This window comes from Pseudomonadota bacterium, assembly GCA_039028155.1.
Taxonomy (GTDB): domain Bacteria; phylum Pseudomonadota; class Alphaproteobacteria; order SP197; family SP197; genus JANQGO01.
Genome location: JBCCIS010000016.1, coordinates 75,044 through 89,490, shown reverse-complemented (window position 1 = coordinate 89,490; position 14,447 = coordinate 75,044). Strand labels below are relative to the sequence as shown.

Annotated in this window: 16 protein-coding genes and 1 riboswitch; of the genes, 6 read left to right on the top strand and 10 right to left on the bottom strand. The window is 63.3% G+C overall.

Going from position 1 to position 14,447, the window contains the following annotated elements:
• Window positions 1-797 (top strand): amidohydrolase family protein (locus AAF563_11015; protein MEM7121799.1); only part of this gene is annotated, 797 nt, incomplete at its 5' end.
• 181 nt (window positions 798-978) lie between these two features.
• Here AAF563_11015 and AAF563_11010 read toward each other — a convergent pair.
• A complete protein-coding gene (locus tag AAF563_11010; GenBank protein MEM7121798.1) occupies window positions 979-1,569 on the bottom strand; it encodes a GNAT family N-acetyltransferase in 591 nt (196 codons plus the stop codon).
• 149 nt (window positions 1,570-1,718) lie between these two features.
• Here AAF563_11010 and AAF563_11005 point away from each other — a divergent pair, with 149 nt between their 5' ends.
• On the top strand, window positions 1,719-2,924 hold the full coding sequence (locus tag AAF563_11005; GenBank protein MEM7121797.1) for a Xaa-Pro peptidase family protein: 1,206 nt from the start codon (window positions 1,719-1,721) through the stop codon (window positions 2,922-2,924).
• A 35-nt stretch (window positions 2,925-2,959) separates the two neighbouring features.
• Window positions 2,960-3,625: a cyclic nucleotide-binding domain-containing protein gene (locus AAF563_11000; GenBank protein MEM7121796.1), complete on the top strand. Its 666-nt coding sequence runs from the start codon at window positions 2,960-2,962 to the stop codon at window positions 3,623-3,625.
• A 34-nt stretch (window positions 3,626-3,659) separates the two neighbouring features.
• Here AAF563_11000 and pip read toward each other — a convergent pair whose 3' ends face one another.
• The 9 genes from pip to AAF563_10955 form a co-directional block, all read right to left on the bottom strand.
• Window positions 3,660-4,631, bottom strand: coding sequence for a prolyl aminopeptidase (gene pip / locus AAF563_10995; protein MEM7121795.1), 972 nt, complete (start codon window positions 4,629-4,631; stop codon window positions 3,660-3,662).
• Window positions 4,632-4,832: 201 nt separating this feature from the next.
• Complete coding sequence (locus AAF563_10990) at window positions 4,833-5,594, bottom strand: substrate-binding domain-containing protein (protein MEM7121794.1); 762 nt, start codon at window positions 5,592-5,594, stop codon at window positions 4,833-4,835.
• Between the two features lie 77 nt (window positions 5,595-5,671).
• Window positions 5,672-6,445, bottom strand: coding sequence for an ATP-binding cassette domain-containing protein (locus AAF563_10985; protein ID MEM7121793.1), 774 nt, complete (start codon window positions 6,443-6,445; stop codon window positions 5,672-5,674).
• Entirely contained in the window at window positions 6,442-7,146 is a 705-nt protein-coding gene (locus tag AAF563_10980; GenBank protein ID MEM7121792.1) for an ABC transporter permease, read from the bottom strand. The genes AAF563_10985 and AAF563_10980 overlap by 4 nt, the downstream gene beginning before the upstream one ends.
• 162 nt (window positions 7,147-7,308) lie before the next feature.
• A complete protein-coding gene (locus AAF563_10975) occupies window positions 7,309-8,196 on the bottom strand; it encodes a zinc ABC transporter substrate-binding protein (GenBank protein MEM7121791.1) in 888 nt (295 codons plus the stop codon).
• Entirely contained in the window at window positions 8,180-9,091 is a 912-nt protein-coding gene (locus tag AAF563_10970; GenBank protein MEM7121790.1) for a metal ABC transporter permease, read from the bottom strand. Before AAF563_10970 ends, AAF563_10975 begins: the two co-directional genes overlap by 17 nt.
• Window positions 9,084-9,842, bottom strand: coding sequence for a metal ABC transporter ATP-binding protein (locus AAF563_10965; protein ID MEM7121789.1), 759 nt, complete (start codon window positions 9,840-9,842; stop codon window positions 9,084-9,086). Before AAF563_10965 ends, AAF563_10970 begins: the two co-directional genes overlap by 8 nt.
• A 185-nt stretch (window positions 9,843-10,027) precedes the next feature.
• Window positions 10,028-10,249, bottom strand: a riboswitch (cobalamin riboswitch).
• 45 nt (window positions 10,250-10,294) lie between these two features.
• A complete protein-coding gene (locus AAF563_10960) occupies window positions 10,295-11,236 on the bottom strand; it encodes a DMT family transporter (protein ID MEM7121788.1) in 942 nt (313 codons plus the stop codon).
• 13 nt (window positions 11,237-11,249) lie between these two features.
• Window positions 11,250-12,215: a histone deacetylase gene (locus AAF563_10955; protein ID MEM7121787.1), complete on the bottom strand. Its 966-nt coding sequence runs from the start codon at window positions 12,213-12,215 to the stop codon at window positions 11,250-11,252.
• Between the two features lie 161 nt (window positions 12,216-12,376).
• Between AAF563_10955 and AAF563_10950 the strand changes: the two genes are divergently transcribed.
• The 3 genes from AAF563_10950 (at window position 12,377) to AAF563_10940 (ending at window position 14,424) form a co-directional block, all read left to right on the top strand.
• Window positions 12,377-12,859 (top strand): tetratricopeptide repeat protein, encoded by a 483-nt coding sequence (locus tag AAF563_10950; protein ID MEM7121786.1) that lies wholly within the window; start codon window positions 12,377-12,379, stop codon window positions 12,857-12,859.
• Between the two features lie 131 nt (window positions 12,860-12,990).
• Window positions 12,991-13,860, top strand: coding sequence for a phytanoyl-CoA dioxygenase family protein (locus AAF563_10945; GenBank protein ID MEM7121785.1), 870 nt, complete (start codon window positions 12,991-12,993; stop codon window positions 13,858-13,860).
• A gap of 120 nt (window positions 13,861-13,980) precedes the next feature.
• Complete coding sequence (locus AAF563_10940) at window positions 13,981-14,424, top strand: universal stress protein (GenBank protein MEM7121784.1); 444 nt, start codon at window positions 13,981-13,983, stop codon at window positions 14,422-14,424.
• The last annotated feature ends 23 nt before the right edge of the window (window positions 14,425-14,447 follow it).

Genomic DNA, 14,447 nt, shown 5'->3' with positions numbered 1-14,447 from the left:
TCACGTTGAACGCGCTCGACGAGCATCTCGACATGATGATGCTGTGCCACAGCCTGTCGCCGAACGTGCCCGAAGACGTCGCGTTCGCCGACAGCCGGTTGCGGCCGCAGACCATGGCGGCCGAGGACGTGCTGCATGACATCGGCGCGATCAGCATGTTCGGTTCCGACGCCGAAGGCATGGGCCGCACCATGGAAGTCGTCACGTCCTTGTGGAAGCAGGCGTCGAAAATGCGCGACGAATGCGGGCCGTTGCCCGAAGAGTCGTTCGACAACGCGGACAATGCGCGCATCCTGCGCTATCTCGCCAAGATCACCATCAACCCGGCGATCACGTTCGGCATCGCCGACCATGTCGGCAGCCTGGAGCCCGGCAAAATGGCGGACTTCGTCATGTGGAGCCCGGCCTTCTTCGGCGTCAAAGCCTCGCAGGTCGTCAAGGCCGGCATGCAGGTCTGGGGTGTTGCAGGTGACGCGGCGGGCGCGTTAAGCGGGCTCGAGCCGACCTTGATGCGCGCCAACTGGGGCGGCGTCGGTTCGGCGCCCAACGCGCTGTCGGCGGCCTTCGTGCACGCGTCGGCGCTGGACGACGACATCGCCGGACGCTTCGACATCGCCAAACCGCTGTTGCCAATCTCCGGCACGCGCAAGCTCACAAAGCAGGACATGCTGTTGAACGATGCCCTGCCGAAGATCCGTGTCGACAGCCAGACCTTCGACGTCTTCGTCGACGGCGATCTCGCGACAACCGAACCGGCGCGCGAGGTGAAACTGAACCGTCTCTATATGCTGCGGTGACGCGCGGCGGTTCGACGGACGTCGGTATTCATGGGCCCCGGACCAGGTCCGGGGCGCGACGTGTGGGCGGTATCGATGAGTGCAACCCTTAACACCACACCACCGCCGCATCCCGCATCAAACCCGGGATCCATGAATAGAGGCCCCGTCGTGTTACGCCGGGGATAGACACCCGCGATACTCAAAGCGACTTCGTCATCAGCACCCAGTTGTCGGCGTCGTTCTTCCAGCCGTCCTTCACCATCGGGCGCCGCGCGGCTTCGCAATAGCCGTTGGCTTCGTAAAGCCGCCGCGCAGCCTTGTTGGCATCGGTCACGATGATGCTGAGGCCCGCCTTGCCTTGCTCGGCGGCAATCTTGTCGGCAAGTGCCAGCAATGCGGAACCATGACCCCGGTTGCGGTGCTCGGGGCTTGTCGCGAGCACGTTCACATACCAGGTCCCGGGCGCCATGTTTTCGAGCTCCTGGAGCGGCACGAACATGGCGGGCATGGTGTCGTAGTTGATGGCTTCGGGCTCATCGGCCAAGGGGTAGCCAATCATGCTCGAAACCACATCGCCGCCATATTCGACGACGATGGCGTTCTTATAGGAAAAACTGCCCTCTTCCCGGCGCGCGCGGCGCTGGCCGACATCCCACGGATTTTCGTCGGGCTCGGCCATGCCTTCCCACAGATAGACCGGCATGCCCTCGCCGGCGTAGTTGATCAGTTGAGCAAGCGGAAAAGCGTCGTCAGGCTGGGCCCGGCGGTAGGGGCGATCGAGATCGATCATGCTGCTTCATCATCCTGTCCCTCACCTTTGGCCAATCAAACGTCTTCCCGACACAGCCGCGATCAAGGCTGGCAGGCCGGCGTTTTTGCCGGTTAACTGGTCCCACTGAGACCAAACCGCGTGAGCCATATGATGTCGGGAGGACGCCAATGCAATCCTATTTGAGAGATCAAATTGACTGGGTACAACCTTTCCCGGCCGAGGAGTATGCGCAGCGCCGCGCCAAGGTGCGCCAAGCGCTGGCCGATCACGGGCTTGACGCGGTCTATGTGACCAATCCCGCGGACCTCAACTGGCTCACCGGCTATGACATGATCTGGTTCCACCTGCAGAACCTGACCGGCCTGCTTGTGCGCGCCGACAGCGATGACACGGTGTTCTTTGACGGCGTCGGCCACACGACGATCGTCTCGACCACGCCGGAGATCCGCGAGGCCGTCCTGATCACCCGCGAGGACAACTCGATCGAGATCATCGCGTCGGGCATCGCCGAGCGCGGACTGGCCAAGGCGAAGATCGGCATCCAGCCCTGGGGCTATGCGCCACACGCCACAACCTCCGATCAGTTCAAGGCGGCGTTGGAGGCCGGCGGCGCGACCGTCGAGGACCACTCCTTCCTGGTCGAGCACCAGCGCTTCATCAAATCACCGCTGGAGGTCGAGGTCGTGCGCAAGGCGTCCGCCATCGCCGACGACGCTATGGCCGCCGCGCGCGATGGGATCGCCGAGGGCGTTATGGAGACGGAGCTGGAAGGCATCATCATGGCGTCGATGATGAAGGCTGGCGGTGGCTATCCCGGGATCCGCAGCATGATCGGCTCGGGACCGCGCGCGGGCACCCATCACAGCCCACCACAGCACCGCACGATCAAGAACGGCGACCTCGTCTTCGTCGATTTCTGCGGTTGCCTGCACCGCTATCACGTCAATCTGAATCGCACGTTCTCGCTCGGCGAGCCGGACCCGCGCTGGACCGACATGATGGACAAGTCCGCCGGCTGCATCGACGCGATTCAGGCCGCCGTTTCCACCGGCGACATGATGTCGAAGGCCCAGGACGTCGCCGACCACTACACCGACCAGGTTGGCCTCAGACCATACGTTTGGTTCGTCGGCGGCTATTCGCTCGGTATCGCGGTGCCGCCTGACTGGTGCGGCAACCACTGGGTAAAACCGCGCCTGGACTTCCCCGACTACGAGCTCGCGCCCGGCATGGTCTTCAACATGGAAAACCAATTCGACGTCTGGGAAGACTGGCCTGGCGGCTCGGGCGCGGCCTATATCGAGACCTTCCTGGTCACCGAAGACGGTTTGGAGGTGCTGTCGAGATTACCGCGCAACCTGGTGGTGGTCTGAGACTTCCCAAACCTCGCGCACTTCAGGGGGCAGCGATGAATATCCTGGTGGATCTGGCAAACGTTACCTACGTCATCTCCTATTCGGTGCGCGACGTCTTGTGGTTGCGGATCTTCGCGGTGCTCGGGGGCATCCTGCTACTCCCCTACTACTATCTGCAGCCGACGCCCCTGATGGTGCCGATCTACTGGGGCATCGGCTTTATCGCGCTCAACCTTTTTTGGGTAACTCTCCTGATATTGGAGCGTCGGCCGGTCAAACTCACCGACGAAGAGCAACGGCTGTACCGCCTGGTGTTCAGGACGTTAACACCGCGCGAAATGCTTAAACTGCTCAAGCTCGCGCGCTGGGAAGACAAGGCAGCCGGCGACGTCCTGGTGCGGGAAGGTGAGTCGCTGCAACGCCTCAGTATCATCGTCTCCGGCAAGGCCGCGGTTCATCAGAACGGTCAGCAGGTCGGCGAACTTCTAGAAGGTCAATTTGTCGGCGATGTTTCGTTCATGATCGATCAGATCGCCCCGGTCACCATCATCGCGTCGGAGCCGGTGCGACAGGTATCCTGGCACAGGGGCGAGCTGCGCAACTTCTTGAAAAACAAAAAGGAACTACTCGCCGCGTTACAGCTGATCATGGGCATCAATCTGGGCTTGTTGCTCCAGTCCGCCTGGGCCCAACAAGGGAAGACGGCGCCCAACACGTGATGCGCATTCGTATGCCATCCAAACAGGATCCACGCTAGGACCATATGCCCTGATCGGCCGCGAACCGATCGGTCGCGGCGGTAATGGCCTCGCCCATGCCGGCTTCGGACACGCCGTGGCCGGCGTTGGGCACGATGACGAGGTCGCCCGACGGCCAGACCTTCGCGAGGTCCCATGCCGTCATCAACGGAGCCTCCAGATCGAGGCGGCCCTGTACCATGACGCCGGGTATGCCGGCCAGGGCGTGCGCGCCACACAGGATCTGGTTTTTGCTCAGCCATGCCGCATGATGAAAGTAGTGGGTGATGATGCGCGCCCGCGCCAGGCGAAAACGCGGATCGGCCCACGCCTCGGACAGCGCTGCGCCGGGATCGGCGGAAAGCGACCCCTCCCAGTCGTGCCAGTCACTCGCTGCCTTGTGACACACCGCCTCGTCGGGATCGTTCAACCGGCGATGATAAGCCGCCACCAGGTCGCCATTCCGCTCCGCCTTCGACACTCCGGCGCGAAATCTCTCCCACGCTTCGGGAAACAAAGGCGCGATGCCGCGATACAGCCAGTCAATCTCCGATTGTCGACATGTCGTCACGCCGACCAGTACCAGCGCGGCGACCTCTTCGGGATGTTCTTCGGCATAGGCCAGGGCGAGCGTGCAACCCCAGGAGTGACCGAAGACGAGCCAACGATCGACACCAACATATGCGCGTAGATTTTCCATATCGGCGATCAGGTGAGCCGTCGTGTTGACGGTCATGTCGCAGTCGGGGTCGCTGGCGTGCGGCGTGCTCTCTCCACAGCCGCGCTGATCAAACAGGATGATGTTATAGACATCAGGATCGAAGAATCGCCGTGTCGACGTCGAACGCCCGGAGCCGGGTCCGCCGTGCAGTACAAGCGCGGGCTTGCCGTCGGGGTTGCCAGACATCTCCCACGCAATCGCGTTGCCGTCGCCAACATCAAGCATCCCGTCGGCATAAGGTTCGATGGGCGGATAGAGCATCGCCATGTCTCGTTCGCACCTTGTCCGTCGACCGACTATGTAACCCCCTCACCCAGCTCCGGCTAGGGCGCTGGCGCGCTCAAGCCTGCGCAACCCTCTCCCCCACTGACGTAGGGGCGAGGGATCATGGCCAGCGATGCTATCCCCTCTCCCGTTTGCGGGAGAGGGAGGGGCCCGGCGCGTGAGCGACGGGAGGGTGAGGGTCGCTCAACTCGTCGGCCGGGCGTTGGGGAAAAAGAGTTGTTGGCCGTCGATCTCAAAGGCGGCGATGGCGTTCTGGCCCTCGGGCGACAGGATCCAGTCGATGAAGTCTTGGCCCTCCCCGGCTTTCACGTGGGGATGGCGTTCCGGGCTGACCAGGATGATGCCATACTGGTTGAACAGGCGGCCGTCGCCCTCGACGACGATCTCGAGATCGCCCTTGTTCTGGAACGCCAGCCAGGTTGCGCGGTCCGTCAGCGTATAGGCGTCCAGGCCGCTCGCCGTGTTCAGCGTCGCCCCCATGCCGGAGCCAGTCGCGCGGTACCACGGCTGGTCGTCCGGCGCGATGCCCGCCTCCTTCCACAGGCCCAGTTCTATCTTGTTGGTGCCGCTGTCGTCGCCGCGCGAGGCGAAGACGGCGCCCTCATCCGCGATCGTGTTGAGCGCCGCGACAATGTCGTTCGATCCAGCAATGCCGGCGGGATCGGAAGACGGGCCAACGAGGACGAAGTCGTTGTACATGACGTCGTGACGGCTGATACCAAACCCATCGGCGACGAACGCCTCTTCCGACGGTTTGTGATGGACGAACAGCACGTCCGCATCGCCGTCACGCGCCTGCTGGATCGCCTTGCCGGTGCCGACGGCGACGACGCGCACCTGGATGCCGGTCTTCGCCTCGAACATCGGTAAGAGATAGGCAAAGAGGCCGGAGTTTTCCGTCGACGTGGTCGACGAGACGATAATGAAGCTCTCGTCGTCGGCCATGACGGGTGTGGCTGCCAACAGGGCAATGGCGATGACACCCAGAAGAGTTCGGCGTGTCCATGCGGCAACGCGGGTGATCACCACAACAGTTCTCCTTTGATGAACGCGGCCGCTTCGTCCGTCTCCGGCTGCTCGAAAAAGGTGTCCGCCGGTTGCCGTTCCAGTAACCGTCCCCGGTGCATGAAGAGGATCTCGTCGGCCAAACGGCGCGCCTGACCAAGATCGTGCGTGGTCATGACGATCTTGACGCCTGCGCGATGGATCTCGGCGATGAGGGTCTCGACGGCGCGGGTCGCCGTGGGATCGAGGCTGGCGGTCGGCTCGTCCAGGAATAGAACCTGTGGCTCGGTCGCCCAGGCGCGCGCCAGGGCGAGCCGCTGCTGCTCGCCACCGGACAAGACGCGCGCCGAGCGATCGGCAAGCGGTGTCAAACCGGCGAGCGCGAGTGCATCGGCGACCCGGCGTTGGCGCGCGCCCCGCGCCATGCCCTGCCGCGTCAACGCATAGTCGATGTTGGCGGCGGCGGAGCGGCGTAGGTGGACAGGCTTTTGAAACACCATCGCCTGGTGGCGGCGCGCGGTATCCGCCTGTTCGATACCGGCCCACGTCAGGCTGCCGCTGGTCGGCAGAATGAGGCCGTGACAGAGCCTTAAGAAGAGGCTTTTGCCGGCACCATTGGGGCCCAGCACGACCGTGCGCGGCCCGCCAACCAGCGTGACGGTCAGATCGTCGATCAAGGTCTCTCCCTTGACCTGGTAACACACCGAGCGCGCCACCAGTGGCAAGGTCGCCTCCGTGGGTGTCGCGCGTGACATCGGCGCGGTCATTTGGATGGCCAGGTCCGCGTTCACGCGTAGCCGCGCGAGGCGACACCGCGCATGCCCATGGCGATTGCGTTGACACCCAGGGTAATCGCCAGCAGCACCACGCCCAGGCCGAGCGCCAGGGCGAGATCGCCGCGGCTGGTCTCCAGCGCGATGGTGGTCGTCATGACACGCGTGACGCCGGCGATGTTGCCGCCGACGATCATGACCGCGCCGACCTCCGCGCTCGCCCGACCGAAGCCGGCCAGGATCGCGGTGATCAGGCTGTAGCGACCCTCCCACAACAGCGTCAGCGCGAGGCGCCCCTTGCGCACGTTCAGGGAACGCAGTTGCTCGTGATACTCGCCATGCAGATCGGCAATGGTCTGTCGGCTTAACGCCGCAATGATCGGGGTGACCAACAGGCATTGGGCGATCACCATCGCTTCGGGCGTGAACAGCAGGCCGAGTTCGCCGAGCGGACCGGCGCGCGACAGCAGGATGTAGATCGCAAGCCCCGCGACCACGGGCGGCAGGCCCATCAGGGCGCTGGTCACGGCGATCAGCGCGCCGCGGCCAGGAAATCGCGACAGTGCCATCCACGCACCCAACGGCAGACCGATCAGCGTCGCCAGCAGAACTGCGCTCAGGCTGACCCTGAGCGACAGGCCGACGATGCCGTAAAACGTGGCATCGAAGCCGGTTACAAGCACCCAGGCATGGGTCAAGGCATCAGTCGAGTCGGTCATCCGGGCTCACAGTCAAAGATCTGTATCTGATGTGCTCCAGAGTATCATTTGCCTCAATTGGCGTAGATAACCGACGTCATATGCAAGTTCATGCAATCGACCAAAGAAGAACCCCCGGAAACCTCATCCCGGGGGTTCTTGCAGAAGTGCCGGATCGTCGGATTACGATTGAACGCTGAGCGCCTGGATGAGCACATCCAGATTGTGCTGGAACATCGCTTCGTAACTGGTCGCCGGACCGCCGCGTTCCGACAGCGCGTCGGAGTAGATCCGCCCGCCGATCTCGAGCCCGGTTTCACGCTCGATCTGCTCGACCAGCGCCGGGCTGGTGATGTTCTCGACAAACAGCGCGCCGGCGCCCTGCTCGTTGAGGTGGTCGATCAGCGCGGCGAGCTCTTGGGCCGAGGGTTCGGCCTCGGTGTCGATGCCGACCGGGGCAAGGAAGGTCAGGTCATAGGCATCCGCCAGATAGCCGAAGGCGTCGTGCGCGGTAACGACCGTACGGTGATCGTCGGGCAGTTTGCCGAAGGCATCGAGGGCATGCTCGTGCAGATCGGCCAGCCGCTCCTTGTAGGCCTCGGCATTGGCCTGGTAGATCGCCGCGTGGTCGGGGTCGACATCCGCCATCGCGCTCGCGATGTTGTCGACATAGATCATGCCGTTGGTGAGCGCGTTCCACGCGTGTGGATCGGTTTCGCCTTCGACCATCAAGGGCGTCACACCCTCGGTCGCGACGAACACCTCAGCTTCGGTGCCTGACGTTTCGATCAGGGTGTCTGACCAGGTCTCGAAACCCAGACCATTGACGAAGATCACGTCGGCATTGGCGACGGCCTTGGCGTCGCCCGCGCTGGGCGTATAGATGTGCGCATCCGCATCCGGGCCGACGATGGTCGTGACCTCGGCTAGATCGCCGGTCACCTGGCTCACCATGTCGCCAAGGATGGAGAAGCTGGCAACGACGTTGAGCTTCTCCTCGTCATGCGCTGCCGCGGGCGTGGCGACGAACGCCAGGCCCGCCACCAGCAGGACACTAAAGAGTTTCTTCATAGGCTTTTTCTCCCTTTTTGAGGTTCGGTAACTCCGCCGGCAGAGTCCGGCGGCGGAACGGGTTGAGGCGCAGGCCGGCATGGAAACCGTGCGGCGCGAAAACCAGGCTGATGACGAAAAAGACGGCCGCCACCAGAACGATGGCCGGGCCCGACGGCACGTCGGGCAAGTAGAACGAGACGATCAGGCCGACCCAGCAGCTGAGCAGCGCGAACACGAAAGTGACGATCAGGTAGCCGGTAACCGTCGAGACCCAGTAGCGCGCCGCCGTCGCCGGCAGGATCATCAGGCCGACCGCCATCAACGTGCCGAGCGCCTTGAACGCGCCCAACAGATTGAGCACAACCAGGAACATGAACCACTGGGTCACCCAGCCGGAATGTTTGGACTGGCTTTCGTGAAACACCGGATCGATGGTGTTGGTAATCAACGGGCGGAGGAAAAGGGCGAAGCTGACCAGGGTGATGGTCGCTGTGGCACCGATCAGGATCAGTGTCCCGTCGTCGATGCCCAGGATCGAGCCGAACAGAAAACTCTTCAGCGGCACCGCCGAGCCCGCCGCCGAAAGGATGAAGATGCCGAGCGCGAGCGCGATCAGGTAGAGCGAGGCTAGGCTCGCGTCTTCGCGAATGATCGTCATGCGCGCCAGAAGGCTGGTCAGCGCCGCGACCGCGATGCCGGCGGTCAGGCCGCCGATGATCATCGACGCAACCGACAACCCGGCGATAACGAAGGCGATGACAATGCCCGGCACGATGGCGTGCGCCATGGCCTCGCCTGCGAGCGAAAGACGCCTGAGGACCAGGAACGCGCCGACGGGCGCGACCGAAAAACTCAAGACCGTGGTCGCCGCCAACGCGCGGATCATGAAGGCATAGTCGAGCCACTCAAACACGGCCGGCCTCTTGCGCGTACATGCCTTCGATCCAGTCGGCCTGGCTCTTCGAGAGGTACCCGTAACCGACCAGGTTGTTCGGCGTCAGTGTTTCGCGCGGACTGCCAAAAAGCGCGCGACCGTCGCCGAGCAGCAGCGCGGCGTTACAATGCTGCAGCACCGCCGAGAGGTCGTGGAGCACCAGGATAACGGCGCGTCCCTCAGCGGCCCAATCGTCGATCAGGGTCAAGAGCGCCGCTTCGGTTGTCTGATCGACGGCGGTGAATGGTTCATCCAACAGGATCAGTGGCGCGTCCTGGACCATGGTGCGGGCGAACAGCGCGCGCTGCAGCTGTCCCGCCGAAAGCTTGTGGAGCGGCATGTCGGCGATGTGGGCGGTGCCCGTGCGCTCCAGCGCTGTGCCGATACGCGCGCGGCAGGTGTCGTCTATGCGGCCGAGAAATCCCAGGCCGGACCAGGCGCCCATGGCGGCGAGGTCACGAACCCTGATGGGAAAGCGGCTGTCGAACTCGGTCCGCTGGCCCAGATAGGCGATTGTCTCAGGCCGCCCGGCATGCCAGTCGAGGTCACCGGCCAGTGGCGGCAAGGCGCCCAACAACGTCTTGATCAGGGTCGATTTACCGGACCCGTTATGACCGACGACGGCCAGCACATCGCCGCGCGCAAGCTCGAACGCGACGTCGTCGACGACCGTCACGTCCCGGTAGCCGAGCGTCAGCCCGGCGGCCGAAAGCAGCACAGACTGCGCCATGCGCCTAAGGCTTACTCAAACGCCGAAGGTTGCGATGATGATCGTCCATAGGCCCGCGCAGGCGACACCTACCACAATCAGGTGGTCGAGCGTGCTGGCGGACGTGAGATTGAATTCACGATGGCTTTCGGCCGGAATGGCTTGCGGAGGCATTGACATCTTCCATGGGGACACCCGCCCCAGTAAAGGGTTTCAGATTGCCTGGCAGGTCTTCTGGCTCACGGTTACCGGGACAGATGTGCTCGCCTTCCCAGGGTCACCCCCAGTGGCGTTGAATGAGCACGCCCCTACCGCACACAGTTGCGGGTACAGCCCCGGATTTGCTCCCTGATGGGTACGGCGCACCGGGTTCCCTTTTAATCCGCCATTTCGTCCGATCCGGCGGAACCATCGCGATGCATGATAAGAAGTCTCGACGTTCTGACAAGAGGGTTTCTCTCCCAATGCCGCGGTCAATCGGCGGGGCGCGGGCGATCGACACGGCGCCGTCGCGTCGCAACGACAATGCCGGCGACGATGATCACGCCGCCGGCGACGTGGTAGAGCTCCAAGGGCTCGCCCAGGATCAGCGCCGCCATGCCAATGGTGTAGGGCGGGATCAGATAGAGAAAAATGCCGGCGGTGTTGGCGCCAGCGCGTCCTACGCCGAGCGTCCAGGCGCCGAAAGCGATCAGCGAGCTGAATAGCGTGCCGTAGCCGATCGCCAATACGGTCTCAAGATTGAAGGTGAGGACCTCGCCCGACGCCAGTTCCCAGCCGTAGAACGGCAGATGAAAGACCGTACCCAGCGACGCCGTGACCATCAGGATGGTGACCGGGCGCAGCAATCCGGCGAGCTTGTGAATCAACACCGAATAGAGCGCCCAGATGATGACCGCGGCCATGACCAGGAGATCGCCCTGGTTCAATTGAAGCCGGGCGAGACCCGTCACGCTGCCTTGGCTGGCGATAACGATCATACCGACGGCGCCGATCGCGATTCCCGCCCACTGCAGGCGACGCAATCGTTCGCGCAACAGGATCCAGGCGACCAACGCGATCCACAGCGGTTCGCTGGCGCTGATGACACCGGTGTTGACCGCCGTCGTGTGTTTGAGGCCATTGAACAAGACGACGGCAAAAAGCGTAATGCCGAAAAAACCAGCCAGGGCCAAGGTGACGATATTGGCGCGCACAGCTGGCCATTCGCGCCGCAGATGGGGCCAGGCAAACGGCAACAGCAGCAGACTGGCAAAGAGCCAGCGCCAGAACGAGAACCCGATCACCGGCAACGTCTCGTGCAGCGCACGCACCAGGATCGTCGACGACGACCACAACAGCGGCGCGGTGACGAGAGCGGCGATGGCGATAAGGCGGTCGGCCTGTCCCGCGCCCAGCTTATGTTGATCGGCCATGGCCGATCCTGCCTTAGGCCGGCGGTGCCGCCCAGCCAAATTCGCCGTCGGCCAACAGCGCAGCGGCCTGCTCAAAGACGAGAGCGTGGCGACGGGCGATCACGTCAACATTGTCGTCATAGCCACCACCGATGACACAGGCGACCGGCGCCCGATGACGCGCGCACATGGTGAGCACAAGTCTTTCGCGCGCCTCGAGCCCGTCGTCCGTCAGCGCCAGCTTGCCAAGCCGATCATCGGTGTGGGCATCGACGCCGGCGACATAAATCACCAGATCCGGACGCACCTGTTCCATCAGCGGCCCGAGCGCGTCGTGCAGCACGGCCAGATAGGCGTCATCGCCGGTTCCCGGTTCCAACGCGATATCCCGATCGCTTGTCTGTTTGCGCACCGGGAAGTTGACACCGCAGTGGACGGAAAATGTAAAGACGCTGTCGTCGCCGTCGAATGCAGCGGCTGTACCGTCACCTTGATGGACATCCAGATCAATGACGAGCACCTGGCGCACCAGTCCCTCGCGCTGCATCATCCGCGCGGCGACGGCGACATCGTTGAAGACGCAGAAACCGGCGCCGTATCCGGGAAAGGCGTGGTGGCTGCCGCCGGCTGTGTTGCAGGCGACCCCGGCCTTCAGCGCCGCGCGCGCGGTCAAGATGGTGCCGGCGACGGCGCGGCGCGAGCGTTGCGCCATGGCGGGCGTCACGGGAACGCCGATTCGCCGGACCGCCCGCTCGTCCAGGGTCTGGCTCAACACCGCCTCGACATAGTCGGCCTGGTGGACCAGGCCCAGGACACGACGCGACACCAGGCCGGGCTTCAGCAGGGACTCCGGGCTGGTCAGCCCCAACGCCGTGACCCTCTCCAGCAGCAATGCGAACTTGGCCATCGGGAAGCGGTGTCCGGCGGGTAGCGGCGCGACATAGTCGTCGTGGGCAACCACCGGCAGAAAACGCTGCTTCACATTCGCGTCAGATTCCACCAAGACTGCATCCCTCGTCACAAGTTCCGCGTAGTAGGATAGGGCCCGGGAAGCGGCGCGCCCGGGTCCGGCCACAGTCGTGCCGTTTCCTCGCGCCAAGCCACGGATCCCCAATGCTGGGGCGCGGATGGACCTGACCTATCTAGCTGGAGAACGACGCGATGACCAAACCGTTTGATGTTGTTGCCGGGGTGCTTGCGATCTTCCTGTTTGCCGCGGGCTCGGCGTTTGCCGCCGGTGGCAGTTCCAGCGACGACACCAACTCCTATGACGATACGCCGGCGGGTTCGGCGCTCAAGTCCGGCATGGATGCGGTCAACGATGAGGATTGGCCGATGGCGATCCAGGAGTTCACGATCGCGACCCAGGAGGATCCCAACAACGCTGACGCCTTCAACATGCTGGCCTACAGCTATCGTCAGTCGGGCGATCTGGATAACGCGTTCGCCAACTACGATAAGGCCCTGGCACTGGACCCCGAACACAAGAACGCCCTGGAGTATCTGGGCGAGGCCTATCTGGCCGCCGGCGATCTGGCAAAAGCCGAAGAACAGCTGGCCAAACTTGACGACATCTGCTGGCTGGGCTGCGAGGCCTATGACGAGCTGGAAGACGCCATATCGACCTACAAGGCCAGCAACTAGAGCCCAATCGGACTAGTCTGAGGCGGCTTCTTACAAGACCGCTTTGACCCTATTACCCGATTGCCCCGCTTCTCCTTGCGGATGTACGATCGCACCGAGCGACTGATGCACTATCCGCGAGGGAGCGGGGCATGGCTATTCTAAGTGACGACCACGTCAGCCAATTCCAACGTGACGGTTATGTCGTGGTGCGCCAGGCGGTGACCGGCGCCTCGCTGGAAGCAGCCCAGCGCCAGCTTGCCGACTGGGTCGAGGAGAGCCGGTCACAGACAGCAAACTGGGGCACGTGCATGGACGGCAAGGCGCGCTTCGACGTCGCCGAAGGCCACAGTGCTGAGTGTCCCCTGCTGCGCCGTATCTCCAACCCCACCGAGATCTCGGATGTCATCAAGGGTATCCTGTTCGACAGCGCGATCCCTGACGCCATCACCGACCTGATCGGACCCAACGTCAAGTTCCATCACTGCAAGATCAACGTGAAGCTGCCGGGCTCACCGACCTATGTCGGCTGGCACCAGGATCATGCCTTCGATCCGCACACCAACGACGATGTCGTCGTCGCGTTGCTGCTGCTCGACGACGTGACCGAGGACATGGGCCCGCTGATGGTCGTGCCGGGATCGCACAAGACGCCGCTCAGCCTGTTCAACGATGGCCGCTACACGGGAACCATCGGCGAAGAACATCACGCAGGCTTTGAACAGTCCGCCGTGCCGCTGACCGGCAAGGCCGGCGATGTTGTCCTGCAGCACACCTGGATGGTCCATGGCGGCGGCCCCAACACGACCGACCGGCCCCGCGCCCTGCTGATCTGCGACTACACGGCCGCCGATGCGTTTGCTCTGACGCCGCCCGCCATGCCTAGTGCCCAATACGGTCAGATCGTGCGCGGCGAGGCCACCCGCTTTGCCCGTCTAACGGATACGGTGATCGAACTGCCGGAAGCCTATGAGGACGATTCCTTCTTTGGACTGCAGGGACAAAAGGCTGCCGCGGAGTAAACGCCGCCAACCTATCCCAATCGCGAAGCCAACCTGACAGAACAGGTCATCGCGCCCTCGCCGTTTGATGTATTGCGGATTTCCGTGATTAGATGGCCTAGGACGCAAAGGGGTGGTTTCATGTTCGAGAGAATTGTTGTGCCGGTCGACGGCTCAGAGCACGCACTGCAGGCGGTCGACGCCGCGGTCGATCTCGCGGGGAAGTACGATTCCCAGATCTATCTGGTCAATGTTAGCCGGCGCGCCAAGTACACCGGCGACATCGACAAGTTCGCGCAAAGTGAGTACCGCCAGGCGGGTTCGTCGTTCGTAACCGACGAGTTGGCCAAGAACATTCTGGAGAATGCGCGAACGCGCGCGCGCCAGGGCGGCAAGTCGGATCCGAAGTTTGAGCTGCGCGAAGGCAATGTCGCCCGCTCGGTTGTCGACTTCGCCAAGGAGGTCAAGGCAGATTGTATCATCATGGGCAGCCGTGGCCTGGGCGATATCGACAGCATGCTGTTGGGCAGTGTTTCGCACAAGGTGTCGAGCTTGGCGCCGTGCACCGTCGTCGTCGTCCGCTGACGCCACTCCGCACCTGACAGTCA

What these genes read in the sequence shown, in the direction of transcription:
- AAF563_11000 (MEM7121796.1), top strand. Translation starts at nt 2,960, where the DNA reads ATGAATATCCTGGTGGATCTGGCAAACGTTACCTACGTCATCTCCTAT.
- AAF563_10990 (MEM7121794.1), bottom strand. Translation starts at nt 5,594, where the DNA reads ATGGCCGACGACGAGAGCTTCATTATCGTCTCGTCGACCACGTCGACG.
- AAF563_10960 (MEM7121788.1), bottom strand. Translation starts at nt 11,236, where the DNA reads ATGGCCGATCAACATAAGCTGGGCGCGGGACAGGCCGACCGCCTTATC.
- AAF563_10945 (MEM7121785.1), top strand. Translation starts at nt 12,991, where the DNA reads ATGGCTATTCTAAGTGACGACCACGTCAGCCAATTCCAACGTGACGGT.
- AAF563_11005 (MEM7121797.1), top strand. Translation starts at nt 1,719, where the DNA reads ATGCAATCCTATTTGAGAGATCAAATTGACTGGGTACAACCTTTCCCG.
- AAF563_10965 (MEM7121789.1), bottom strand. Translation starts at nt 9,842, where the DNA reads ATGGCGCAGTCTGTGCTGCTTTCGGCCGCCGGGCTGACGCTCGGCTAC.
- AAF563_10980 (MEM7121792.1), bottom strand. Translation starts at nt 7,146, where the DNA reads ATGACCGACTCGACTGATGCCTTGACCCATGCCTGGGTGCTTGTAACC.
- AAF563_10975 (MEM7121791.1), bottom strand. Translation starts at nt 8,196, where the DNA reads ATGAAGAAACTCTTTAGTGTCCTGCTGGTGGCGGGCCTGGCGTTCGTC.
- AAF563_10940 (MEM7121784.1), top strand. Translation starts at nt 13,981, where the DNA reads ATGTTCGAGAGAATTGTTGTGCCGGTCGACGGCTCAGAGCACGCACTG.
- AAF563_11010 (MEM7121798.1), bottom strand. Translation starts at nt 1,569, where the DNA reads ATGATCGATCTCGATCGCCCCTACCGCCGGGCCCAGCCTGACGACGCT.
- AAF563_10950 (MEM7121786.1), top strand. Translation starts at nt 12,377, where the DNA reads ATGACCAAACCGTTTGATGTTGTTGCCGGGGTGCTTGCGATCTTCCTG.
- pip (MEM7121795.1), bottom strand. Translation starts at nt 4,631, where the DNA reads ATGGCGATGCTCTATCCGCCCATCGAACCTTATGCCGACGGGATGCTT.